26 protein-coding genes are annotated in these 23939 nt (G+C 41.0%); all 26 read left to right on the plus strand.

Annotation, left to right across the window (positions count from 1 at the left end; translation table 11 throughout):
* The first annotated feature begins 157 nt into the window (after positions 1-157).
* The 26 genes from spoIVA to qcrB all read left to right on the plus strand — a co-directional run bounded on the left by spoIVA (position 158) and on the right by qcrB (position 23909).
* On the plus strand, positions 158-1636 hold the full coding sequence (spoIVA, locus tag ACQYAC_RS05820; RefSeq protein WP_008344534.1) for a stage IV sporulation protein A: 1479 nt from the start codon (positions 158-160) through the stop codon (positions 1634-1636).
* 374 nt (positions 1637-2010) lie between these two features.
* Entirely contained in the window at positions 2011-2289 is a 279-nt protein-coding gene (hbs, locus tag ACQYAC_RS05825; protein WP_003215863.1) for a non-specific DNA-binding protein Hbs, read from the plus strand.
* Between the two features lie 190 nt (positions 2290-2479).
* Positions 2480-3049: a GTP cyclohydrolase I FolE gene (gene folE, locus ACQYAC_RS05830; RefSeq protein ID WP_003215789.1), complete on the plus strand. Its 570-nt coding sequence runs from the start codon at positions 2480-2482 to the stop codon at positions 3047-3049.
* A gap of 24 nt (positions 3050-3073) precedes the next feature.
* Positions 3074-3304: a trp RNA-binding attenuation protein MtrB gene (mtrB, locus tag ACQYAC_RS05835; protein ID WP_003216082.1), complete on the plus strand. Its 231-nt coding sequence runs from the start codon at positions 3074-3076 to the stop codon at positions 3302-3304.
* A gap of 114 nt (positions 3305-3418) precedes the next feature.
* Entirely contained in the window at positions 3419-4186 is a 768-nt protein-coding gene (locus ACQYAC_RS05840) for a heptaprenyl diphosphate synthase component 1 (RefSeq protein ID WP_003215666.1), read from the plus strand.
* A gap of 3 nt (positions 4187-4189) precedes the next feature.
* Positions 4190-4894 carry a demethylmenaquinone methyltransferase gene (locus ACQYAC_RS05845; RefSeq protein ID WP_003215527.1) on the plus strand — a complete coding sequence of 235 codons (705 nt, stop codon included), beginning with the start codon at positions 4190-4192 and terminating at the stop codon, positions 4892-4894.
* A 24-nt stretch (positions 4895-4918) separates the two neighbouring features.
* A complete protein-coding gene (hepT, locus tag ACQYAC_RS05850; RefSeq protein WP_429942900.1) occupies positions 4919-5881 on the plus strand; it encodes a heptaprenyl diphosphate synthase component II in 963 nt (320 codons plus the stop codon).
* Between the two features lie 130 nt (positions 5882-6011).
* Entirely contained in the window at positions 6012-6458 is a 447-nt protein-coding gene (ndk, locus tag ACQYAC_RS05855; RefSeq protein WP_003216015.1) for a nucleoside-diphosphate kinase, read from the plus strand.
* 144 nt (positions 6459-6602) lie between these two features.
* Complete coding sequence (locus ACQYAC_RS05860; RefSeq protein ID WP_058014810.1) at positions 6603-7382, plus strand: CheR family methyltransferase; 780 nt, start codon at positions 6603-6605, stop codon at positions 7380-7382.
* A 73-nt stretch (positions 7383-7455) separates the two neighbouring features.
* Positions 7456-8628 (plus strand): chorismate synthase, encoded by a 1173-nt coding sequence (gene aroC / locus ACQYAC_RS05865; protein ID WP_050943842.1) that lies wholly within the window; start codon positions 7456-7458, stop codon positions 8626-8628.
* Positions 8628-9719, plus strand: coding sequence for a 3-dehydroquinate synthase (gene aroB / locus ACQYAC_RS05870; protein ID WP_429942901.1), 1092 nt, complete (start codon positions 8628-8630; stop codon positions 9717-9719). Before aroC ends, aroB begins: the two co-directional genes overlap by 1 nt.
* A complete protein-coding gene (gene aroH, locus ACQYAC_RS05875; protein ID WP_058014812.1) occupies positions 9716-10099 on the plus strand; it encodes a chorismate mutase in 384 nt (127 codons plus the stop codon). Before aroB ends, aroH begins: the two co-directional genes overlap by 4 nt.
* A 231-nt stretch (positions 10100-10330) precedes the next feature.
* Complete coding sequence (gene trpE / locus ACQYAC_RS05880; protein WP_429942902.1) at positions 10331-11878, plus strand: anthranilate synthase component I; 1548 nt, start codon at positions 10331-10333, stop codon at positions 11876-11878.
* The gene (trpD, locus tag ACQYAC_RS05885; protein ID WP_429942903.1) at positions 11850-12872 is read left to right on the plus strand and encodes an anthranilate phosphoribosyltransferase; all 1023 of its coding nucleotides are present in this window, start codon (positions 11850-11852) and stop codon (positions 12870-12872) included. The genes trpE and trpD overlap by 29 nt, the downstream gene beginning before the upstream one ends.
* Positions 12865-13617, plus strand: coding sequence for an indole-3-glycerol phosphate synthase TrpC (trpC, locus tag ACQYAC_RS05890; RefSeq protein ID WP_058014815.1), 753 nt, complete (start codon positions 12865-12867; stop codon positions 13615-13617). Before trpD ends, trpC begins: the two co-directional genes overlap by 8 nt.
* A 4-nt stretch (positions 13618-13621) precedes the next feature.
* The gene (locus ACQYAC_RS05895; protein WP_429942904.1) at positions 13622-14281 is read left to right on the plus strand and encodes a phosphoribosylanthranilate isomerase; all 660 of its coding nucleotides are present in this window, start codon (positions 13622-13624) and stop codon (positions 14279-14281) included.
* Positions 14262-15461 carry a tryptophan synthase subunit beta gene (trpB, locus tag ACQYAC_RS05900; RefSeq protein ID WP_429942905.1) on the plus strand — a complete coding sequence of 400 codons (1200 nt, stop codon included), beginning with the start codon at positions 14262-14264 and terminating at the stop codon, positions 15459-15461. The genes ACQYAC_RS05895 and trpB overlap by 20 nt, the downstream gene beginning before the upstream one ends.
* Positions 15458-16261 (plus strand): tryptophan synthase subunit alpha, encoded by an 804-nt coding sequence (trpA, locus tag ACQYAC_RS05905; protein WP_429942906.1) that lies wholly within the window; start codon positions 15458-15460, stop codon positions 16259-16261. Before trpB ends, trpA begins: the two co-directional genes overlap by 4 nt.
* A gap of 10 nt (positions 16262-16271) precedes the next feature.
* The gene (gene hisC, locus ACQYAC_RS05910) at positions 16272-17369 is read left to right on the plus strand and encodes a histidinol-phosphate transaminase (RefSeq protein ID WP_429942907.1); all 1098 of its coding nucleotides are present in this window, start codon (positions 16272-16274) and stop codon (positions 17367-17369) included.
* A gap of 113 nt (positions 17370-17482) precedes the next feature.
* A complete protein-coding gene (locus ACQYAC_RS05915; protein ID WP_169057094.1) occupies positions 17483-18598 on the plus strand; it encodes a prephenate dehydrogenase in 1116 nt (371 codons plus the stop codon).
* Between the two features lie 10 nt (positions 18599-18608).
* Positions 18609-19895 carry a 3-phosphoshikimate 1-carboxyvinyltransferase gene (gene aroA, locus ACQYAC_RS05920; protein ID WP_323640872.1) on the plus strand — a complete coding sequence of 429 codons (1287 nt, stop codon included), beginning with the start codon at positions 18609-18611 and terminating at the stop codon, positions 19893-19895.
* Between the two features lie 291 nt (positions 19896-20186).
* The gene (locus ACQYAC_RS05925) at positions 20187-21458 is read left to right on the plus strand and encodes a tetratricopeptide repeat protein (protein ID WP_429942908.1); all 1272 of its coding nucleotides are present in this window, start codon (positions 20187-20189) and stop codon (positions 21456-21458) included.
* A gap of 75 nt (positions 21459-21533) precedes the next feature.
* Positions 21534-22073 carry a ReoY family proteolytic degradation factor gene (locus ACQYAC_RS05930; protein ID WP_003215573.1) on the plus strand — a complete coding sequence of 180 codons (540 nt, stop codon included), beginning with the start codon at positions 21534-21536 and terminating at the stop codon, positions 22071-22073.
* Positions 22074-22134: 61 nt separating this feature from the next.
* A complete protein-coding gene (locus ACQYAC_RS05935) occupies positions 22135-22581 on the plus strand; it encodes a YpiF family protein (RefSeq protein WP_061408352.1) in 447 nt (148 codons plus the stop codon).
* A 144-nt stretch (positions 22582-22725) separates the two neighbouring features.
* Complete coding sequence (locus ACQYAC_RS05940) at positions 22726-23232, plus strand: ubiquinol-cytochrome c reductase iron-sulfur subunit (RefSeq protein ID WP_007500911.1); 507 nt, start codon at positions 22726-22728, stop codon at positions 23230-23232.
* A gap of 2 nt (positions 23233-23234) precedes the next feature.
* Positions 23235-23909: a menaquinol-cytochrome c reductase cytochrome b subunit gene (qcrB, locus tag ACQYAC_RS05945; RefSeq protein WP_003215804.1), complete on the plus strand. Its 675-nt coding sequence runs from the start codon at positions 23235-23237 to the stop codon at positions 23907-23909.
* Positions 23910-23939: the final 30 nt, after the last annotated feature.

Genomic DNA, 23939 nt, shown 5'->3' on the forward strand with positions numbered 1-23939 from the left:
TTTTATGGCTAAACATACTCTCAAAACAAAAAAGGTGTCATATTCAAATAGGACAACGTCATACACATATATTGTCCAGACACCTTTCAAGCAAGTTTGATTGAAGAATAGAGTATTTTATTTGAAAACGAGGATAGCAAGTCCGGGAGGGGATCACTTGGAAAAAGTCGATATTTTCAAGGATATCGCTGAACGAACAGGAGGCGATATATATTTAGGAGTCGTTGGCGCTGTTCGTACAGGGAAATCTACGTTTATTAAAAAGTTTATGGAGCTCGTGGTGCTCCCGAATATCAATAATGAGGCAGATCGTGCAAGAGCACAGGATGAATTGCCGCAAAGCGCAGCAGGAAAAACCATTATGACCACTGAGCCAAAATTTGTACCGAATCAAGCGGCATCGATTCATGTGAGTGACGGCCTTGATGTCAACATCAGGCTTGTCGATTGTGTAGGATACACAGTCCCTGGTGCGCGCGGGTATGAAGATGAAAATGGTCCAAGAATGATCAACACGCCGTGGTATGAAGAGCCAATCCCGTTCCATGAAGCAGCGGAAATTGGTACACGCAAGGTCATTCAAGAGCATTCAACCATCGGTGTTGTGATTACAACGGATGGTTCCATTGGGGAAATCCCAAGACATGATTATATTGAATCTGAAGAACGTGTGATTGATGAGCTCAAAGAGGTTGGAAAGCCGTTTATTATGGTGATCAACTCTGTGAGACCCTATCATCCTGAAACAGAAGCGCTCCGGCAGGAGCTCAGCCAAAAATATGATATTCCAGTACTCGCCATGAGTGTAGAAAGTATGAGAGAGCAAGACGTCCTTAGTGTACTTCGTGAAGCATTATATGAATTCCCAGTCCTAGAGGTGAATGTGAACCTTCCAAGCTGGGTCATGGTGCTGAAAGAAGATCATTGGCTGAGAGAAAGCTATCAGGACTCAGTGAAGGAAACCGTAAAGGATATTAAAAGATTAAGAGATGTTGACCGTGTTGTTGGCCAGTTCAGTGAATTTGACTTTATTGAAAGAGCGGGCTTAGCAGGGATTGAAATGGGTCAAGGGATTGCGGAGATTGACCTGTACGCCCCGGATGATCTATATGATCATATTCTAAAAGAAGTGGTTGGTGTAGAAATTAGAGGGAAAGACCATCTTCTAGAGCTCATGCAAGATTTTGCACATGCGAAGACAGAATATGATCAAGTATCAGATGCCTTAAAAATGGTGAAGCAGACGGGATACGGAATTGCGGCTCCGGCCTTGTCAGATATGAGTTTAGATGAGCCAGAAATCATCAGACAGGGCTCAAGATTCGGCGTAAGACTAAAGGCGGTTGCGCCATCTATTCATATGATTAAAGTAGATGTAGAAAGTGAATTTGCACCGATTATCGGAACAGAGAAACAAAGTGAAGAACTCGTCCGCTACTTAATGCAAGACTTTGAAGATGATCCGCTTTCGATTTGGAATTCAGATATATTTGGACGCTCACTCAGCTCCCTTGTCAGAGAAGGCATTCAGGCAAAGCTGTCGCTGATGCCAGAAAATGCAAGATATAAACTGAAAGAAACACTTGAAAGAATCATCAACGAAGGATCAGGCGGTTTGATCGCGATTATTCTATAGCATGTGAGACCTCTCATTGACAGGGGTCTTTTTTTGCGTATGGAATGAGTCATAAAAAGACAATTGTATAAAGATTAGTCAGATTCAGGCTGAAATTAGGAATATTCGTTCGCAAAAGTGCCCTTAATCCTTGACGAATAAGGATTCTTCCCTTTAAAATGCTTGATATGGTATTTCATATGTGTTAATCTACTTACAGAAAATCTTCACTTTGTTGGACAAACATTCCTTCAAAGAGTCGTTTTCTAATGAAAAGCCATGTATACCGCTTTCTAGACGCTCTTTTTTTCAAAAAAAGTGTATAGAAAGAAGATGAATTGTGAAGAAATGATAACAATCTATTGAATGCATATTTTTGGGAGGAGGTGAAAGGCATGAACAAGACAGAACTTATTAACGCGGTTGCTGAAGCAAGCGAGTTATCTAAAAAAGACGCGACAAAAGCAGTTGATTCTGTTTTTGATACAATTTTAGATGCACTTAAAAATGGTGACAAAATCCAACTTATCGGTTTTGGTAACTTTGAAGTACGTGAGCGTTCAGCTCGTAAAGGACGTAACCCACAAACTGGTGCAGAGATCGAAATCCCTGCAAGCAAAGTACCTGCTTTCAAACCAGGTAAAGCACTTAAAGACGCGGTGGCAGGTAAATAATCGTTATGTGTAATGATCCTATTGCAGGAGTTATACATATACAGTTTCACACTGGTCTAGAAAAGCCCCTTTCATAAGGGGCTTTTCCTTTTGAAACAAAAGGTTCGTTTAGAACGCTCTCCTTTGCTTTTAGGATCTGAAGTGTGCTAGAATCTGATTGAAATGTAATCGCCTTTGGAGGATATAATACATGAGTGAAATAAATAAAGAACTAATCGAACACGCAGTACGCGATATATTAAAAGCCATCGGAGAAGATCCAGATCGTGAAGGACTTCTTGATACCCCTAAACGAGTAGCAAAAATGTATGAAGAAGTGTTCTCGGGATTAAATGAAGATCCAAAAGAACATTTTAAAACCATTTTTGGTGAAGACCACGAAGAACTCGTTCTTGTAAAAGATATTGCTTTCCATTCAATGTGTGAACACCACCTAGTACCTTTTTACGGAAAAGCTCATGTCGCTTATATTCCGCGCGGCGGAAAAGTGACAGGACTTAGCAAGCTTGCAAGAGCTGTAGAGGCTGTTGCCAAACGCCCGCAGCTTCAGGAACGCATCACATCAACCATTGCAGATAGTATGGTGGAAACACTCAATCCGCATGGCGTGATGATTGTCGTTGAAGCAGAGCATATGTGTATGACGATGCGCGGAGTGAAAAAGCCAGGCGCAAAAACAGTAACTTCAGCAGTACGCGGTACATTTGCAAATGATGCAGCGGCAAGAGCAGAAGTGCTTTCCTTTATTAAAAACGACTAATTCAATAGATGGAAGGTGAACAGGTTGAGTGAAAATAAAGCATCTGATTTTGTAGTGATTAAAGCCAATGAAAATGGTGTAAATGTCATCGGCCTAACTAGAGGCTCTGATACAAGATTTCACCATTCCGAAAAGCTCGATAAAGGTGAAGTCATCATTGCACAATTTACTGAGCATACGTCAGCAATCAAAGTAAGAGGCGATGCTGTCATTCAAACAAGCTTCGGGGAAATTCAAAGCGAAGCAAAGAAATAAATACTTGAGTGCACTTGATAGCATAAAAGTGAGAGCTGATATGGTATAATAAATCTCTATACAATGTGCAGGGCTACATATGAAACTGTAATTTTTGGGACAAGGGTGATATCTTTGCAAGACATCTACGGAATTTTATCTAATCTAAATATAAAATTAAATAAAAAGCTTTCTCATCCTTATTTGGCGAAACATTTACGTGCGCCACTCATCGATGAAGATAAGCTCCTTCTTTTTCATGCAATGTTTGATGAAGCTCAAATTGATGCAGAGAAAAAAGAAAATTATATTTTAACGGCGATGCTCGTGCAAATTGCCCTTGATACCCATGACGAAGTCACAACTGCTGCAGCGATCAAACAAGACGAATTCAAAAATCGTCAGCTGACTATCCTGGCAGGAGACTATTTCAGCGGTCTCTACTATTCTCTTCTCTCTGACATGAAAGACATCTACATGATTCGCACCCTCGCAACGGCGATCAAAGAAATCAATGAACATAAAATTAGACTGTATGATCGATCCATTCAAGATGCAGCGCACTTTTACAAAAGTGTAGCAACGGTTGAGTCTGCGTTATTCCAAAGGGTTTCTGAGCATTTTCAATTAACGCATTGGAATGAGATTGCAAGTCGTTTCCTTGTTTATAAACGTTTCATGAAACAAGCAGAAGACGACAAACATTTAAAACTTTTTTTGAACGATAGCTATACGGACGCCTATACATGTTTTGACAACTTTGAGAATGAAGGCTATGAAAAGGCCAAACGATCAATCAAGGAGCATCTTGTTTCATCTCCGGTCGTTCAAAAAGAGCTATTAAATCGCCTGGATCATATGAAAAATGAACCTGCGTATCATCAGAAAGTGGAAGAAGGGTAAGTCATGCAGCAATCAAAAGAACAGCGAGTACACGGTGTATTTGAAAAAATTTATAAAAACTATGATCAAATGAACTCTGTCATCAGCTTTAAGCAGCATAAAAAGTGGCGCGATAAGACAATGAAACTGATGAATGTTCAAAAAGGAGCCAAAGCATTAGACGTATGCTGCGGAACAGCCGATTGGACCATTGCGCTTGCTGATGCTGTTGGAGACAAAGGTGAAGTCAAAGGCCTTGATTTTAGTAAAAATATGCTGAGTGTTGGAGAAACGAAGGTGAAAACTGGGGGCTATAATCAAATTGAATTGCTTCACGGCAATGCGATGGAGCTTCCTTTTGAGGACAACACATTTGATTATGTCACGATCGGTTTTGGCCTACGGAACGTGCCTGATTACTTGACGGTGCTAAAAGAAATGACAAGAGTCGTGAAGCCTGGTGGAATGGTTGTCTGTCTAGAGACATCGCAACCTGAAATGATTGGGTTTAAACAAGGCTACTATGTCTATTTCAAATACATCATGCCGCTCTTCGGTAAACTGTTTGCCAAAAGCTATCAGGAGTATTCATGGCTTCAAGAATCAGCCAAAGCGTTCCCTGGCATGAAAGAACTGGCGGCTCTTTTCGAAGAGGCGGGTCTGTCTGATGTCTCGTATCATCCATTTACAGGCGGTGTAGCAGCAACACATATCGGAAAGAAGCTTTGAATAAACGATATTTGGGTGAAAATAATGAAACTAAAAGCAATGATCTCTTTTTTAAATCATGATATCGATATTATTGAAAAAGAGCTTGAACAAACAGTTCGCTCTGATTATGCATTATTAAGTGAAGCAGGTCTTCATTTGCTGCAAGCGGGCGGAAAACGAATCCGCCCCGTTTTTGTTCTCCTTTCAGGCATGTTTGGCGACTATGACATTAATAAAATTAAATATGTTGCCGTTGCGCTTGAGCTCATTCATATGGCATCGCTCGTTCACGATGATGTCATTGATGATGCAGAGCTGAGAAGAGGCAAGCCAACGATTAAGGCAAAATGGGACAATCGAATTGCCATGTACACAGGAGATTATATGTTTGCAAGATCGCTTGAGTATATGACAAAGATCAATCACCCAATGGCGCATGAAATTTTGTCAAAGATGGTTGTCGAGCTCTGTCTTGGTGAAATCGAGCAAGTGAAAGACAAATACAATATGGAACAAAACCTGCGTACATATTTAAGAAGAATCAAACGAAAAACAGCCTTGCTTATTGCAGGTAGCTGTCAGTTAGGTGCGATAGCAGCAGGTACAGATGAGAAAACACATAAAGCCCTTTACTGGTTTGGCTACTATGTCGGGATGTCCTATCAGATCATTGATGATGTGCTTGATTTCACATCAACTGAAGAAGAGCTTGGTAAGCCTGTTGGAGGAGACCTTTTACAAGGAAATGTCACACTCCCAGTCTTATATGCACTGAAGAATCCTACACTCGAAGGCCAATTAAAGCTGATTAATAGTGAAACAACAGAAATGCAGCTAAAGCCTGTAATTGAACATCTCAAACAAACAGATGCGATCGACCGCTCGATTCGAGTGAGTGAAATGTATTTGAAAAAGGCATTCGAACAGCTGGACAAACTTCCTCGAGGACGAGCAAGAACGTCACTCGCTTCCATTGCCAAATATATTGGAAAACGAAAATTCTAATCAACATATTGTTGATTGGTTTTTTTGTGAAATTTTTTGTCAAAAATTGATTATTGTATAAAAAAATGATACGATCACTTTGTAACAATGTAAGCCTATACATACATAAACGACGGGGTGGAGAACGTATATGGACAAAACATTTCTTATGGTCAAACCTGATGGTGTGGAAAGACAATTAATCGGTGAAATTGTGTCAAGATTCGAAAAAAAGGGGCTTCAGCTTGTTGGAGCAAAACTAATGAGTATTCCAAAAGAAGTAGCAGAAACACATTACGGAGAGCATAAAGAAAAACCATTCTTCGGGGAATTGGTTGACTTTATTACGTCAGGACCAGTATTTGCAATGGTATGGCAAGGTGAGCAGGTAGTAGATGTCACAAGACAGATTATCGGCAAAACAAACCCGAAGGAAGCGCTTCCGGGCACGATAAGAGGAGACTATGGATTGACGGTTGGGAAAAACATTATCCATGGCTCAGACTCACCAGAAAGTGCTGAAAGAGAAATCAACTTATTCTTCAAACAAGAAGAACTCACAAACTGGGATCAAACCATCTCAAGTTGGATTTATTAAAACTCAAGCCAAGGTGTTCATCAAATGAGCACCTTGGCTTTTTTATATGAATATTTCTATACGAAATTTCGCATGAGAAGATACAAATTTTCGATAAAAACAGCTATACTAGGACAAAGATAGATGAGACAGGAGAGGACTTTGATGGATCAATATCAAGTATTTGTCGGGAAATGGAAAAAACTAACTGGGGTGGATCTGAATTTATATAAAGAAGCGCAAATGAAACGAAGATTAACGTCACTTTATGATAAAAAAGGATATAGAGATTTTGAAGCGTTCGCGGCTGCCCTTGAAAAGGATAGAGCACTATTAGATGAGACGATGGATCGAATGACGATCAATGTGTCAGAATTTTACCGAAATTATCAGCGCTGGGAAGTGCTTGATCAAAAAATTCTTCCGCTGCTTTCGAAAAACAGTGGGACCCTAAAAATATGGAGTGCAGCATGTTCGACAGGAGAGGAGCCATATACACTCTCAATGCTGCTATCAAGTCACCCACTTGTAAAGGACTTCCAAATTATTGCGACTGATATTGATGATAAAGTGTTGCAATCAGCTCAAAAAGGAAGATATCATGAACGATCACTGCAAGAGGTGCCAGAACAAATCAAGCAAAAATATTTCACAAAAGAAGATTCTTCATTTTACACGGTGAAAGATGAAGTGAGAAAGCACATTCAATTTAAAAAGCACAACCTTTTAGCAGACCCTTATGAAAAACAGCTTGATCTTATCGTATGCCGAAATGTCCTTATCTACTTTACAGAAGAGGCAAAAGAAGAGATTTACATGAAAATGAGCAGCAGTTTAAAGCCAAATGGCGTATTATTTGTTGGTTCAACTGAACAAATTTTTCACCCAGAAAAGTTTGGACTGACATCTGCTGATACTTTCTTTTATCAAAAGAAGGGTATGTAGCTGACTTTTTAGTAGTAAGTGTGTTATTATAGTTTTACTTAAAAGCGTTAATGCGATGAAGGGAGATCGAGTCATGAGATACTTAACAGCAGGTGAATCACATGGTCCACAATTGACCACAATTATTGAAGGCGTTCCAGCGGGACTTTACATAGAGCAGGATGACATCAATTATGAATTGGCTAGAAGACAAAAAGGTCACGGCCGCGGCAGAAGAATGCAGATTGAAAAAGACCAAGCGAAAGTGTTAAGCGGTGTTCGCCACGGGAAAACATTAGGTTCTCCGATTGCACTTGTCGTTGAAAACAACGACTGGAAGCATTGGACAAAGGTGATGGGGGCAGAGCCGATCACAGAAGAAGAAGAGAGTGAAATGAAGCGTCAAATTTCACGCCCTAGACCAGGACATGCGGATTTAAATGGTGCGATTAAATACGGACATCGTGATATGCGAAACGTATTAGAGCGTTCATCAGCCCGTGAGACTACCGTTCGCGTAGCAGCAGGCGCAGTCGCTAAACAAATCCTGGCTCATTTAGGGATCAAGGTAGCTGGTCACGTTCTTGAAATTGGCGGAGTGAAAGCAGCTCAAACGGCATATGAATCAATTGAAGATTTGCAAAAGGTAACGGAAGAGTCACCTGTTCGCTGCTACGACAGTGAAGCAGGTCAAAAAATGATGGATGCCATTGATGAAGCGAAGAAAAACGGTGATTCCATTGGTGGAATTGTGGAAGTCATCGTTGAAGGAATGCCGGTTGGAGTCGGAAGCTATGTTCACTATGACCGCAAATTAGACAGCAAGCTTGCAGGTGCTGTTCTGAGTATTAACGCTTTTAAAGGGGTCGAATTTGGTATCGGCTTCGAGGCTGCTTCTAAAAATGGCAGTGAGGTCCATGATGAAATCATCTGGGATGAAGAAAAAGGCTATACGAGAAAAACAAATCGCTTAGGTGGTCTTGAAGGCGGAATGTCAACTGGAATGCCAATTGTCGTAAGAGGGGTCATGAAACCAATCCCAACGCTTTACAAACCGCTTCAAAGCGTTGACATTGAAACAAAGGAACCTTTCTCCGCAAGCATTGAGCGTTCTGACAGCTGTGCTGTTCCTGCCGCAAGTGTTGTCGCAGAAGCAGTCGTGGCTTGGGAAATCGCCAATGCTGTAGTTGAGCAGTTTGGCCTTGATCAAATTGACCGCATTAAAGAAAATGTTGACAAAATGCGCCAGCTTCAGAGGGAATTTTAATGAAAACACTGGAAGTTAAGACGTCCTCAGCCACTTATCCTGTATATATCGGTGATGGGATTAAACGCAATATCGTCGACTTGATAACTTCCACGGGACATTCCTATACGAAGCTCTTAATCGTGACAGATACAGCGGTTGATGTCATTTACGGTGATGAAATGGTTCGATTACTTAAGCAGAAGTGGTCTGTGCATAAAGTGGTTGTGCCAAGCGGAGAGCAGTCGAAATCTTTTGCTGAGTTTGAGCATATTCATACGAAGGCCATTCAATTTCAGCTGGATCGCTCCTCGTGCATCATTGCGCTTGGAGGCGGCGTAATTGGAGATTTGGCTGGCTTTGTTGCTGCTAGTTATATGAGAGGTATTGATTTTATCCAAGTTCCGACGACGCTACTGGCGCATGACAGTGCAGTTGGCGGAAAAACAGGGATTAACCACCCGCTCGGTAAAAATTTAATTGGTGCCTTTCATCAGCCGAAAGCCGTGATCTATGATACGAGCATGCTTGAGACACTATCTCAAACTGAAATGAGGTCAGGCTTTGCTGAGGTCATCAAACATGCCCTCATTTCAAGTGAAGACTTTTTATCAGAGCTGATGTCTATTCGTTCTTTGGCGGAATGTTCAAAGAGCGAGCTGGCACATATACTGTATCAAGGGATTAAAGTCAAAGCGTCGATTGTTCAAAAAGACGAAAGAGAACAAGGCGTGCGTGCATTTTTGAATTTAGGTCATACACTTGGGCATGCCATTGAAGCAGAGTATGGATACGGCGTTATTACGCACGGAGATGCTATTGCAATCGGCATGCAGTTTGCGCTATATGTGAGCGAAAAGAAGCTGGGACTCAGCCTCAATCGTACGAAACTAAAAGAGTGGATGAAAGAACTCGGATTTCCGGTACAAGTCACTCAAGATATTTCCACGAAAACATTTGTTGACCGGATGATTGGTGATAAAAAGGCAAGAGGCGGAACCGTTCAATTTGTTTTATTAAAACAGGTTGGAGATGCTGTCTTGCAGTCTTTCACAAAAGATGATCTGCATCAATGGCTCGAAGAATGGAAACGGGAGGAGGGATGTCTATGATGTTTCGCGGGATACGTGGGGCTACAACAGTGAAAGAAGATACAGAAACAGAAGTATTAAATAAAACGAAACAGCTGCTAGAAGCGATAATTTCAAGAAATCAAGTAGATCCAGAACGTGTCGTGCAGATCTTAATTTCAGCTACACAAGATATTCACTCCGTTTTTCCGGCAAAAGCCCTTCGTCAGTTTGAAGGGTGGACGTATGTGCCTGTTACTTGTATGCAGGAGCTGGACATTCAAGGCGGTTTAAAACATTGTATTCGTGTGTTAATGACGGTCCAAACAGACACAAAGCAGGAAGATGTGCAGCATGTGTACTTGGAAGAAGCTGTGACGCTTCGCCCTGATTTACAGTTGACAAAAAACAAGGAATTATAATACGATATGAACAGCCGAAGTTTACACACAGGTGTAAACGGCATTGCAAGTTTAGAGAAGATGAGAATGAGACTAGGGTAGTTGAGATGAGTAGAGTTGAGCAGAGATACGATACTTCTATTTAATCATACTGCCTAAAAGAGCACCCCTCTTTTAGGCTTATTTCGTATACTCATACAAACCCTCTATATGTCCCCTCATTCTCCTTAATCCCATTTAAGGAGTGTGCTTATGAATTCCCAATCAAATTTGACCCGATTTTTAAGGGACAGCGAGTCCCACAAAACGATCCCGATTGTTGAAACCATTACAGTTGATACGCTCTCACCGATTCAAATTGTCGAAAAACTCAAGGCAGATATTGTGTATTTACTAGAAAGCAAAGATGAGTCTTCTAGCTGGTCGAGATATTCCTTCATCGGATTGCATCCTTTTTTAACCTTACACGATGACCAAAACGAATATATTGCACGTGATGCGGCAGGGCAAGAGGTCATGAAAAAGCAAGAACTAAAAGACTTATTAGACTGGATGAAAGAGCAATATCAAATCAAGACACCAGACGTTGACATCCCGTTTACAGGCGGGGCAGTTGGGTACTTAAGTTACGATCTTATTCCAAGCATTGAACCTTCTGTCAGGCCTCACCGAAGCGCATCTACGACAGACAATTGTACTTTATTTGTTTGCCAAACGATGATTGCCTTTGATCATGAAACGAATCATGTTCATTTTATCCAATACACCCAGCTAACCGGAAATGAAACAGAACACGAAAAAATACAAGCTTACAAGGAAAATCAAAAGCAGCTTGAACAGATGATTCACAAACTCCATACAAGGGTCGATATGAAAGAACTGATTTTATCAGGGAATATGAATGAATCACCGTCTTTTGAACATGTGACATCAACCTATGAAAAAGAGCAATTTTTACAGGACGTAGAAAAAATCAAAGAATACATTCGAGCGGGTGATATTTTTCAAGGCGTACTCTCACAGCGATTTGATATCCCAGTGTCAGTGAGTTCATTTGAATTATACCGTGTGCTGCGCATTGTAAATCCATCTCCATACATGTATTTTATGAAATTAAAAGACCGTGATTTAGTCGGAAGCTCACCAGAACGATTAATTCATGCCAAAAATAGGCACTTAGAAATTCATCCTATCGCAGGCACTAGAAAAAGAGGAGCAACAAAAGAAGAGGACGCCGCACTGGCAAGAGAGCTGCTAGAAGATGAGAAAGAAAAAGCAGAACATTACATGTTAGTAGATCTAGCCAGAAATGATGTCGGCCGCGTAGCGGAATACGGCAGCGTGTCCGTACCGACCTTTACAAAAGTTGTGAACTTTTCACATGTTATGCACATCATCTCCATAGTGACAGGGAAGCTAAAGCAGGATACACACCCAGTTGATGCACTCATGTCCGCATTTCCAGCAGGCACATTAACAGGGGCACCGAAAATAAGAGCGATGCAATTATTAAATGAAATGGAGCCTGAGCCAAGGGAAACATATGGCGGCTGTATTGCCTATATTGGATTCGACGGTAATATCGACTCTTGTATTACCATTCGCACCATGAGCGTGAAAGATCAGACCGCTTCCATACAAGCAGGCGCTGGCATTGTCGCAGATTCTGTTCCAGAAAATGAATGGGAAGAGACATGTAACAAGGCAGGAGCGCTTCTGAGGGCCATTCAGCTTGCTGAACATATTTTCTCAGAAAAGGAGAGTGTGCAGAATGAATCAGCGACTATCAGCTCTTGTTAACGGAGGCTTCCTATCAGAAAATGAAGCACATAGACTAATGCATGATATGATGAGCGGCTCTTTAACAGATGCTGAAGTCGCTGCAAGTCTATCGATTTTAGCACATAGAGGAGAAACCGCTGAAGAAATGACGGGCTTTGTGAAGGCCATGCGGCAAAAAGCAGAACCAGCGGAAAGGTTACTTGATGTCGTTGACACATGCGGCACAGGAGGCGATGGACTCTCTACATTTAATATATCAACTGCAGCTGCTATTGTAGCTTCCGCCGCTGGTGCTAAAATCGCAAAACACGGAAATCGTTCAGTCTCTTCTAAAAGCGGAAGTGCCGACGTGCTAGAGTGTCTTGGGATTCACATTCAATCCACGCCAGAAGAAACAAGAAAACAAATACAAGAGAAAAACATGGGCTTTTTATTTGCGCCACTGTACCACTCATCTATGAAACAAGTAGCAGCAGTCCGCAAGCAGCTTGGCTTCCGGACGGTATTTAATCTATTAGGGCCGCTTTGCCACCCGCTGCAAGCCAAAAAGCAAATCATCGGTGTGTATGCAAAGGAAAAGGCAAAATTAATGGCAGAAGCCCTTGCCCCATTAGAACCAGAGCATGTCCTGTTTGTATGCGGGGAAGACGGGCTGGATGAATTAACGATTACAGCAAATTCATATGTGATTGAACTTAAAAAAGGTGCCATGACAGAATATACGCTAAACCCAGAAGACTTTGGATTGGAAAAAGGATACTTATCAGATATTCAGGTCCAATCACCGGAAGAGAGTGCGAAATTGATTCAGAATATATTGAATCATCAAACAGGAGGGGCACCGCTTCATATTACAGCTCTGAATGCCGGAGCGGCTTTATATGTCGCAGGCAAGTCAGAAAGCCTCATGGCAGGAACATTAAAAGCATTAGAAACGATTAAAAACGGAGCAGCCAAAGAACAATTGGCTCGTTTAAAACAAAAAACGAAAGAGGAAGAGATCTATGCTTAATGAAATCATTGCACGCAAAAAAGAACATATCCAAACGTTGCAGCTACCTCATGATGGACACTATGAAAGACGATCATTTAAAGAAGCACTCATGAATCCTCACCGTTCGATTGGGTTGATTGCTGAGGTGAAAAAGGCATCTCCTTCCAAAGGAATCATTCAGCCGAATTTTGATCCTCTGCAAACAGCAAAAGCATACGAAAAATCGAATGCTGACTGCTTATCAGTCTTAACAGATGAACCATTTTTTCAAGGGAAAAACGAGTATCTTTCCTACATTAAAGAACACGTCGCACGTCCAATTTTAAGAAAAGACTTTATCATCGATTCAATACAAATAGAAGAGTCGAGACGTATCGGTGCAGATGCCATTTTATTAATTGGAGAAGTACTTGAACCGCAACAGCTGCATGAGCTCTATGCTGAAGCAAAGGAAAAAGGACTAGATATCCTTGTCGAAGTTCACGCAGAAGATACACTGGAACATATCTTAAATATATTCACCCCCGAAATCATTGGCGTGAATAACCGAAATTTAAAGACATTTAAAACAACAGTTGAGCAAACAAAAGAGATTGCACCACTTGTACCAAAGGATGTCTTATTAGTAAGTGAAAGCGGTATTCAGACATTTGATGATCTAACCTTTGTCAAAAAACATGGAGCGAGTGCTGTCCTTGTAGGTGAATCATTAATGAGAGAACCCTCACAAGAAAAAGCCGTTCAGACGTTATTTGGAGAATGACACGATGAAACCTTTTTTAAAATATTGCGGGGCGGTCTCACTAGAAGATGTAGAATGCATTGCCCAATCTCAAGCAGATGCGATCGGATTTATTTTTGCTCCAAGTAAAAGACAAGTCGATCCAGATCAAGTGAAACAATGGCTCATGAAGTCGCAGTGCGAGAAAGAGATTACTGGTGTCTTTGTAAATGAAAAAATCCAAAAAGTGTGTGACATCACTAAACATATTCCTTTAGATATCGTGCAGCTGCATGGAGATGAAACACGAGAGGATGCAAAACAAATAAAACAACAAACAGGGGCGGTAGTGTGGAAAGTCTTTCATCACGATCCCAATATAAAAGAAACACTTGATCAAATGACGGCATTTGCGCCGTTTGTCGATGGCTTTCTCATTGATGCGAAAGTAAAAGGGATGAGAGGCGGTTCTGGCACAGCTTTTGCTTGGGAAGCGGTACCTGTATACAATCAGCAAGCAAAACGACTGGGGAAAACATGCATCATTGCAGGCGGGATAACACCTGAAACGCTGTCAGAGCTGCTTGCCTATGGCCCAAAAGCGATCGATCTTTCAAGCGGTATAGAAGAAAACGGGAAGAAAAGCAGCGCTAAGATCAAAGCGCTCGAAGAAAGGATGTTAAACGATGTACGCATATCCAAATGAGCTTGGCAGATATGGAGAATTTGGAGGGAAATTTGTTCCCGAGACACTCATGCAGCCACTCAAAGAAATAGAACAAGCATTTAACGAATTAAAAGAAGACCCCGCTTTTAAGCAAGAATATCTTTCTCTATTGCAAAACTACTCAGGCAGACCGACTGCGCTGACATATGCTGATCAATTATCTGCATACCTCGGCGGCGCAAAAATCTATTTAAAAAGAGAAGATTTAAACCATACAGGTGCTCATAAAATCAACAATGCACTTGGTCAGGCACTGCTTGCAAAAAAAATGGGGAAATCAAACATCATCGCGGAAACAGGCGCTGGACAGCACGGAGTAGCAGCTGCAACGGTGGCCGCAAAGTTTGGATTATCGTGCACGGTATTTATGGGAAAAGAGGATGTGGAGAGACAATCTCTCAATGTATTCCGAATGAAGCTCCTTGGCGCTGAAGTCATACCTGTCACAAGTGGAAACGGCACATTAAAAGATGCAACGAACGAAGCGATTCGTTATTGGGTCCAGCACTGTAGTGATCATTTCTATATGATAGGTTCAGTTGTAGGACCTCACCCGTATCCCCAAATCGTCAGTGAGTTCCAGATGGTGATTGGTGATGAAGCAAAAGAGCAGATGCTTAAAAAAGAAGGCAGGCTTCCACATAAAGTCATTGCTTGTGTCGGCGGCGGAAGTAATGCGATTGGAATGTACCGAGCGTTTTTGGATGATGAGATTGATTTGATTGGTGTAGAAGCGGCTGGAAAAGGGGTCGATACCCCGCTTCATGCAGCAACCATTACAAAGGGGACAAAAGGAGTCATTCATGGATCTTTGACCTATTTAATCCAAGACGAATTTGGCCAAATTATTGAGCCCTATTCCATTTCAGCTGGTTTAGATTATCCCGGGATCGGACCAGAGCACGCCTATTTACATGCGAGCGGACGCGTTCAATATGTAAGTGCTACAGATCAAGAAGCACTGGATGCACTAAAGCTGCTGACAGAAAAGGAAGGAATTCTGCCAGCGATTGAATCAGCACACGCTTTAGCCAAGGCATTTGAGATGAGCAGGACGATGAGTGAAGATGAAATCATCCTTGTCTGCCTGTCAGGAAGAGGAGATAAGGATGTGCATACATTAATGAATGTGCTTGAAAGTGAGGGCAAAACCAAATGATCACATTTCAATTAGAGCAAGGCGAGAAATTATTCATCCCATTTATTACGGCAGGAGACCCGTCAGAAGAAATCACGATCGATTTAGCTTTGTCTCTTCAAGCAGCCGGTGCACATGCGATTGAGCTAGGTGTTCCTTATTCCGATCCGCTAGCAGACGGTCCTGTCATTCAAAGAGCCTCCAAAAGAGCTCTAAATCATGGCATGAATATCGTAAAAGCGATAGAATTAGCAGGGAAGATGAAAAAAAACGGTGTAAAAATTCCTGTAATTCTATTTACGTATTATAATCCTGTGTTACAATTAGACACAGAATACTTTTTCGCTTTACTGCGCAAAAATCATATTTCGGGACTCTTAACACCCGACTTGCCTTTTGAAGAAAGCAGTGAGCTGCAAAAGAACTGTCAAACACATGACATTTCATATATTTCGCTCGTTGCACCAACCAGTAAGGAACGATTAGTAAATATTGTAGAGCAGGCAGAAGGTTTTGTGTATTGTGTTTCATCTCTTGGTGTAACAGGTGTCAGACAAACCTTTGACGAATCGATTACTGATTTTATTCAACAAGTGAAACAGCTGAGTCACATACCGGTTGCGGTCGGTTTTGGTATCTCAACAAGAGAGCAGGTAGACTCAATGAATAAACTGAGTGACGGTGTCGTGGTAGGCAGTGCACTTGTGAAAAAAATTGAAGAACTTCAAGATCAATTGTTAGCAAATGATACACGTCAAGGCGCTTTAAGAGAATTTGAAACCTATGCAAAAACATTTAGTCCCCTCTATTCATTCAAATGAGGTGAAACTTTTGCAAATCAAAGATCAATTAAAACAACTAAAACCGTATCAACCTGGGAAACCAATTGAAGAGGTCAAAAAAGAATATCAATTAGACAAAATTGTGAAATTGGCTTCAAATGAAAACCCTTTTGGATGTTCCACGCATGCAAGAGAGGCGATACAAGCTGAACTCGAACATTTAGCGATTTATCCAGATGGATACAGCGCAAGTTTAAGGACAGAGCTTGCTGAGTTTCTTCAAGTAAATGAAAAACAATTAATATTCGGGAATGGCTCAGATGAACTTGTGCAAATTATTGCTAGGGCATTCCTTGACCAACATACAAATACCGTCATCCCAGCTCCGTCTTTTCCGCAATATCGTCACAATGCAATCATTGAGCGGGCAGAGATTCGAGAGGTGCCGCTTTTAGACGGAGGAGCTCACGATCTAAAGGGCATGCTTGATGCGATTGATGAGAATACGAAGGTTGTCTGGGTATGTAACCCGAATAACCCGACAGGAAATCATTTGTCAGAATCTGAGCTTGTGGCGTTTTTAGATCAAGTACCAGCTCATGTGCTTGTAGTACTAGATGAAGCATATGTCGAATACGTTCGTGCGGAAGACTTTCCGAACAGCTTATCTTTATTACACAACTATCAAAATGTCATCGTACTCCGTACGTTTTCTAAAGCGTATGGACTGGCCGCGCTTCGAGTAGGCTATGGCATTGCATCAGAAGAGTTGATTACTGCGATTGAACCAGCGAGAGAGCCGTTTAATACGAGTCGTATTGCTCAGGCAGCAGCTCGTGCAGCGATAAAAGATCAAGACTTCATTCAATCATGCAGACAAAAAAATGAAGCAGGGCTCAAGCAATATCAAGATTTTGCTGACCGTTTTGGACTATTTATTTATCCGTCTCAAACAAACTTCGTGCTGATTGATTTTAAAAGAGATGCAGATGAATTATTCAATGCATTATTGGAAAAAGGCTACATTGTTAGGTCTGGTAAAGCACTTGGTTTTCCAACGTCTTTACGTATTACGGTCGGGACAATGGAGCAAAATGCAGAAATTCTAAGTACACTTGCTGATTTATTGCAAAGCATTCGTGCGTAGCATAACCATAAAGTCATATCCTTTTACAGGATATGGCTTTCATTGTACCAACCTCATACATATAAGCTGTTGAAATGGCTTTTTTAATTTTCGCGAAAAAACAGGTGATGAACATGAATGATGCAAATGAAACAATATTAATCGCTGGACTTGGTTTAATTGGAGGTTCCATCGCACTGTCGATTAAAAAAGAGTATCCTCATAAAAAAATTGTTGGATATGATGTGTCCAAAGAACAAATGGTTGCAGCAACAAAGCTGGGTATCATTGATTTAGCAGCTGATTCATTTGCGGCAGGTTTGGCTGAATCTGCGACTATTATTTTGGCAACACCCGTTCAGCAAACAGTCAAGATGCTTCGTGATATTGCAAACTCTGGAATTGAGAGAGAGCTCACAATCACCGATGTCGGCAGCACAAAGCAAAAGGTCGTCCATTTTGCAGAAAAAACGCTTCCTAAGCACTATCAATTTATTGGTGGACATCCAATGGCAGGCTCTCACAAGTCAGGTGTCATAGCAGCGAAAGACTTTTTATTTGAAAATGCGTTCTACATTTTAACCCCGGCAAAGGAAACAAACCGAGAGGCTGTTGATCGTTTGAAGGACTTGTTAAAGGGGACAAATGCTCATTTTATTGAGATGACCCCAGAAGAACATGATGGTGTAACAAGTGTGATTAGTCATTTCCCTCATATTGTTGCAGCCAGCCTTGTGCATCAAGCACATCATTTTGAAGAACAATTCCCACTCGTCAAACGGTTTGCTGCTGGAGGCTTTCGTGACATTACACGTATTGCGTCAAGCAACCCTGCAATGTGGCGAGATATCCTTCTGCACAACAAAAACAAGATTTTAGACCGGTTCCATGAATGGAAAAAAGAGATCGACCGCATTGAGACCTTTGTACAGCAAGAAGACGCTGAAGGCTTGTTCTCTTATTTTCAAGAGGCAAAGGAATATCGTGATGGACTTCCTCTGAGGAAAAAGGGTGCCATTCCAGCTTTTTATGACCTTTATGTGGATGTACCAGATCACCCTGGGGTCATTTCGGAGATTACAGGGCATTTAGCAAATGAAAACATCAGTATTACGAATATCCGTATTATTGAAACGCGGGAAGACATTAATGGGATTTTACGCATTAGTTTTCAAACAGAAAACGACCGTAAACGTGCAGAGATCTGTATAAAAAATAGAGCGAATTACGATACATTTTATGCTGACTGAGGTGACAAAGATGAAAATTCATAAACATGCTCCTATGAATGGAGTCATTCATATTCCAGGTGATAAATCCATTTCTCATCGATCAGTGATGTTTGGAGCAATTGCTGATGGGACGACAGTGGTGAAAAACTTTCTCCCTGGAGCCGATTGTTTAAGTACGATTGATTGTTTTAGAAAGATGGGCGTTGAAATTGAACAAAAAGGGACCGATGTTGTGATCCATGGAAAGGGACTGAAAGAGCTCAAGGAGCCGTCTGACGTCCTCGATGTCGGGAATTCTGGTACAACCATTCGATTAATGATGGGAATATTAGCTGGTTGCGAGTTTCACAGTACACTGATCGGTGATGAGAGTATTGCTAAAAGACCAATGAAGCGAGTAACAGGTCCACTTAAACAACTAGGAGCGAAAATAGATGGCAGAGCAAACGGCGAGTATACGCCACTGTCTATTCGTGGCGGCCATTTAAAAGGTATCTCATATGAGTCTCCGGTGGCAAGTGCGCAAATTAAGTCCGCTGTCCTTTTAGCAGGGCTTCAAGCAGAGGGCACAACGACATTAACTGAACCACATAAATCAAGAGATCATACAGAAAGAATGCTCTCCATGTTTGGTGTGAAACTAGATGAAGATGAACAAAGTGTTTCCATTGAAGGCGGTCAAGCATTAAAAGCAACAGATATATTTGTTCCTGGAGACATCTCCTCAGCTGCATTTTTCCTTGTTGCTGGATCGATTGTTCCTAACAGCCGAATTGTGTTAAAAAATGTCGGGCTAAACAAAACAAGAACGGGCATTATTGATGTTCTGAAACAAATGGGTGCGAATCTTGAGATCAATGAAGTAGATGCAAAAGGTGGAGAACCATATGGTGATTTAACGATCTCGACCTCTTCATTAAAAGGGATTGAAATTTCTGGTGATGTGATTTCAAGACTTATCGACGAGATTCCAATTATAGCGCTTCTAGCGACACAAGCAGAAGGAACAACGATCATTAAAGATGCTGCTGAGTTAAAAGTAAAAGAGACCAATCGAATTGATACAGTCGTGTCAGAACTTAAAAAACTCGGTGCTGATATTGAAGCAACAGATGATGGTATGAAGATTCATGGTAAAACCACGCTTCAAGGCGGCGCAGTCGTGTCAAGCTACGGAGATCACCGAATCGGGATGATGCTTGGGATTGCTGCATGTATCACAAAGCAAGCGGTTGAGATTGAAGATACAGATGCTGTACGCGTTTCATACCCGAATTTCTTTGAACATATTGAATACTTAACAAAAACAGTCTGAGGATGTCCTCAGGCTTTTTCTTTCCTTAGGCATATTTGTAAGGAATATAGCATAGCTTGTCTCAAGATGAAACCTGGAAAAAATTCATTTTATTTGATCAAAAAATGAATTTCAGGCGTTTTTAGTTTACAAAACTTCCGTTTCGTAAAGGATGAAATGAAAAACAGTCTTTAAAACACAAAAATGTGTTCATTTTAAAAGTGCAACATATTTGCTGGATGAGTACCTGTCGATTATGATATGAAGTAACAATAGTTTAGGTTTTTGGAAAACAGAAAGGAACGGTTTGATTTGAATAGTTCATTACAAGAAGCCATAAAATTAGTTGAGGCGGGTGAGACTGAAAAAGGACTTCAAACGCTTGCTAAGGCAGAAAAGCATTTGAATGATGAAGAAAAGGCGCAGGCAGCTCAGTTATATTATGATTGGGGAGATATCGATAAAGCGAGAAATCTCATCAGTGATTTACATGATTTATATCCAGAGGAAACAGGGTTAACATGTTTTTATGCAGAACTTCTGATTGACTCTGATGAAGAAGAAAAGGCGATTTCGGTATTAGAGACGATTCCTGAAGATGATGATGCGTATCCAGAGAGCCTACTGTTAATGGCAGATTTGTATCAAATGCAAGGACTATTTGAAGTCAGTGAACAAAAGCTCTTAAAAGCAAAAGAGCTGCTCCCAAATGAAGCCATTATTGATTTTGCATTAGGTGAATTGTATTTTTCACAAGGTCTTTCAAAGAAAGCGGCCGACTATTTCTACAAGGTTGCAGATCAACAACATGAGGTTGGCGGCGTCAATGTTTATCAGAGGCTTGCTGAATCACTCAGCACAGCTGGAGAATTTGAAGATGCGCTTGAATGGTACGAAAAGGCAGTGAAAGGTCAAACAGATCCGAATACACTTTTTGGCTACGGATTTACAGCGATGAGGGCTGGCCAAACGAAAACAGCCATTCAGCAGCTTTCAGAACTAAAAGATATTGATCCATCTTATTCGTCTCTATATATGCCTTTAGCGAAAAGTTATGAGGAAGAAGGACTATATCACGAGGCTTTAGAGGTAGTAAAAGAGGGTATTAAAATTGATGAGTATAACAAAGAATTATATTTATATGGTGCAAAGATTGACTTGAAAAATGGGGATTCAGAAGATGCGAAAAAGCTGCTTCAAGAAGCACTTGCTCTTGATCCGGGATATATTGAAGCGATTCAAACATTGCTCGCGATCTATTTAAATGAAGAGCTTTTTGATGAAATTTTGGATGTCATTAAAGAGGTTAAAAGCTTTGGGGAAGATGATCCAAAATGGAATTGGTATGCTGCATCAGCATCTGTTGGACGAGAGGAATATAAAGAAGCAGCTGAGTACTTCAAGCTGGCTCTGCCTGATTTTGATGAGGAACGTGACTTTTTATATGAATACGCATCGTTCCTTTTAGAAGAAGGCAGACAAAAAGAAGCATTGCCGCTATTACGCAAAGTTCTTCAGAAAGATGGCACGAATGAAGAAATCGAAGAAACGATTTTAAGAATTGAAGACGAAATTTCCTTATAGTTTGCAGGAATGAAGAACTGGTTTGTTGAATAATTCATGTATAGCAATTTAATTTACGATAGAGGAGGGAATAACATGCAGACCCCTGTTTCTGTCAATGAAAAGAAGGAATTCATCCGGTGGTTTTTAAACCATTATCAGTTAAAGCGAAGAGAGTGTGTTTGGATATTAAATTATTTAATGAGTCACGACTCTTTGATGGAAAAGGTTCATTTTGTAGAGCAAGCAGAATTTTGCCCAAGGGGAATCATTATGTCAACACACTGTGTGGATGAAGTTCCCTTTAGATTTTATAAAGAAAACATCATGACGACAGATGCTGAAAAGTCATTTCATGATATTCGTTTGAATAAACAGCAAGATTTGTTTATTCAATTGAATTTCCGTTCTGCTTATCGCTCTCCGGAATATGCAGCTGTGCTTGAAACAAATCCTCATATTCCAAAGGATCTTTATGAGAACGAAAAGGATAAGGATCTTGCGGAGAAAGTGCTTGAACACTCGATCGCAACTTTCCAAAAAGAACGGCTTATGAAAGAGATAGATGAAGCACTTGACCGTCATGATCAAGAAACATTTAATAAGTTAGCAAGAGAATTAAGCCTATTGTCATAAACTGAACGAATAAGCCTTGCCCTATCCAGGCAGGGCTTATGTCATGAAAGAGGGGAAATTGATGAAGTTTCAAGCGGAGGATGCGGATCGCTTTTTGCAATCTAAAGATTACATTGATACCGCTATCATTCCATTAGTTGGAATAGATGCGAATCAAATCAAACAAACCGTATCTTTAGGGGAGTTTACCATTCTTGTAGCAGAGGAACTTGAAAGGCAGCTGAAAGGGCGGGTCTTTCTTTTTCCACCACATACATATGTAGAAATCAATGACCGAAAACTAGAAGACATCTTCACGATGAAGCGGTCGCTAGAAGATCATTTTCAGCATGTCGTGTTAATCTCATCTGATCACCAATGGAAAGAGCATGCGGCGGTTAGTGAATCACTATTTTTGTTAAAGCCGGTTCCGCTCGAGCATTTAAAGGTAGAATTAAAGCAAAAAATTGTACAAGACAGTGTAGAACAAATTTTGAACTTTTTGTTACAAAAGTGGAACCCTTCATAAAAACCCTTACATTTGCATTGTACATAGCTTTTTAGGCTGTTGACCTTGTGAATAGATTGATATATTATGAGGGTGTCCTAGTTTTATGAAATTTTTTCTAATTCAGTTATAAAGTAGCTGACGACCTGAGGGGGGGAGAAAAAAATGAGCGAGAAGAGACATGGAGTGTCCAGGCGTCAATTTTTGAATTACACGTTGACCGGCGTGGGGGGATTTATGGCCGCTGGAATGCTCATGCCTATGGTTCGCTTTGCGCTTGACCCTGTGCTAAAAGGAACAGAGGATCAGGATATGGTTCAAGTTGTCAGTGTAGATGAACTGACGAAGGAACCGAAGCGCTTTGACTTTAAAATTGATCAAGTAGATGCATGGTATGAGTCAAAGGAATCTAGGTCAGCATGGGTGTACAAAGAAGGGGATGAAATTGTCGCTTTATCGCCAATCTGTAAACATTTAGGATGTACAGTGAACTGGAACAGTGATCCGAAAAATCCAAACAAATTTTTCTGCCCATGCCACTATGGGCTGTACGACAAGGATGGTACAAACGTACCCGGAACTCCGCCACTTGCACCGCTTGACCATTATAAGCAGCAAGTGAAGGACGGATACCTCTATCTTGGAAAAGCTGTGCCGAAAGGGGAAGGGTAACGATGCTTAACAAGATTTATGATTGGGTAGATGAGCGGCTAGACATTACACCAATATGGAGAGATATTGCGGATCATGAGGTGCCAGAGCATGTCAATCCAGCACATCATTTCTCCGCTTTTGTGTACTGTTTTGGCGGTTTAACGTTTTTTGTGACAGTCATTCAAGTCCTTTCGGGCATGTTTTTAACGATGTATTATGTGCCAGATATTAAAAACGCCTGGGAATCTGTCTATTATTTACAAAATGAAGTGGCATTTGGTCAGATTGTCAGAGGGATGCACCACTGGGGTGCGAGTTTAGTTATTGTCATGATGTTTTTACATACGCTAAGGGTCTTTTTCCAAGGGGCGTATAAAAAGCCTAGAGAGCTCAACTGGATTGTTGGTGTGCTCATTTTCTTTGTGATGCTTGGACTTGGTTTTACAGGTTATCTCTTGCCATGGGATATGAAGGCGCTATTTGCGACGAAGGTTGGTCTTCAAATTGCAGAAGCGACACCTTTCATTGGTAAAGAGATCAAAACGCTGCTTGCAGGTCATCCTGACATTGTAGGGGCACAAACGCTGACGAGATTTTTCGCTATTCATGTCTTTTTCTTGCCAGCGGCATTATTTGGGCTGATGGCTGCCCACTTTATTATGATTCGTAAGCAAGGAATTTCTGGACCGCTATAAAAAAGTTGCGTTTGATGAATGTTCAATGAG

Origin of the sequence: Bacillus sp. MM09(2025), from assembly GCF_050496725.1 — a bacterium.
Taxonomy (GTDB): domain Bacteria; phylum Bacillota; class Bacilli; order Bacillales; family Bacillaceae; genus Bacillus; species Bacillus pumilus.

What these genes read in the sequence shown, in the direction of transcription:
- trpE (WP_429942902.1), top strand. Translation starts at nt 10,331, where the DNA reads ATGAATTCCCAATCAAATTTGACCCGATTTTTAAGGGACAGCGAGTCC.
- ACQYAC_RS05915 (WP_169057094.1), top strand. Translation starts at nt 17,483, where the DNA reads ATGAATGATGCAAATGAAACAATATTAATCGCTGGACTTGGTTTAATT.
- ACQYAC_RS05935 (WP_061408352.1), top strand. Translation starts at nt 22,135, where the DNA reads ATGAAGTTTCAAGCGGAGGATGCGGATCGCTTTTTGCAATCTAAAGAT.
- ACQYAC_RS05860 (WP_058014810.1), top strand. Translation starts at nt 6,603, where the DNA reads ATGGATCAATATCAAGTATTTGTCGGGAAATGGAAAAAACTAACTGGG.
- ACQYAC_RS05845 (WP_003215527.1), top strand. Translation starts at nt 4,190, where the DNA reads ATGCAGCAATCAAAAGAACAGCGAGTACACGGTGTATTTGAAAAAATT.
- hepT (WP_429942900.1), top strand. Translation starts at nt 4,919, where the DNA reads ATGAAACTAAAAGCAATGATCTCTTTTTTAAATCATGATATCGATATT.
- aroA (WP_323640872.1), top strand. Translation starts at nt 18,609, where the DNA reads ATGAAAATTCATAAACATGCTCCTATGAATGGAGTCATTCATATTCCA.
- folE (WP_003215789.1), top strand. Translation starts at nt 2,480, where the DNA reads ATGAGTGAAATAAATAAAGAACTAATCGAACACGCAGTACGCGATATA.
- aroH (WP_058014812.1), top strand. Translation starts at nt 9,716, where the DNA reads ATGATGTTTCGCGGGATACGTGGGGCTACAACAGTGAAAGAAGATACA.
- trpA (WP_429942906.1), top strand. Translation starts at nt 15,458, where the DNA reads ATGATCACATTTCAATTAGAGCAAGGCGAGAAATTATTCATCCCATTT.
- ACQYAC_RS05940 (WP_007500911.1), top strand. Translation starts at nt 22,726, where the DNA reads ATGAGCGAGAAGAGACATGGAGTGTCCAGGCGTCAATTTTTGAATTAC.
- aroB (WP_429942901.1), top strand. Translation starts at nt 8,628, where the DNA reads ATGAAAACACTGGAAGTTAAGACGTCCTCAGCCACTTATCCTGTATAT.
- ACQYAC_RS05895 (WP_429942904.1), top strand. Translation starts at nt 13,622, where the DNA reads ATGAAACCTTTTTTAAAATATTGCGGGGCGGTCTCACTAGAAGATGTA.
- trpD (WP_429942903.1), top strand. Translation starts at nt 11,850, where the DNA reads ATGAATCAGCGACTATCAGCTCTTGTTAACGGAGGCTTCCTATCAGAA.
- trpC (WP_058014815.1), top strand. Translation starts at nt 12,865, where the DNA reads ATGCTTAATGAAATCATTGCACGCAAAAAAGAACATATCCAAACGTTG.
- aroC (WP_050943842.1), top strand. Translation starts at nt 7,456, where the DNA reads ATGAGATACTTAACAGCAGGTGAATCACATGGTCCACAATTGACCACA.
- qcrB (WP_003215804.1), top strand. Translation starts at nt 23,235, where the DNA reads ATGCTTAACAAGATTTATGATTGGGTAGATGAGCGGCTAGACATTACA.
- ACQYAC_RS05930 (WP_003215573.1), top strand. Translation starts at nt 21,534, where the DNA reads ATGCAGACCCCTGTTTCTGTCAATGAAAAGAAGGAATTCATCCGGTGG.
- hbs (WP_003215863.1), top strand. Translation starts at nt 2,011, where the DNA reads ATGAACAAGACAGAACTTATTAACGCGGTTGCTGAAGCAAGCGAGTTA.
- trpB (WP_429942905.1), top strand. Translation starts at nt 14,262, where the DNA reads ATGTACGCATATCCAAATGAGCTTGGCAGATATGGAGAATTTGGAGGG.
- ndk (WP_003216015.1), top strand. Translation starts at nt 6,012, where the DNA reads ATGGACAAAACATTTCTTATGGTCAAACCTGATGGTGTGGAAAGACAA.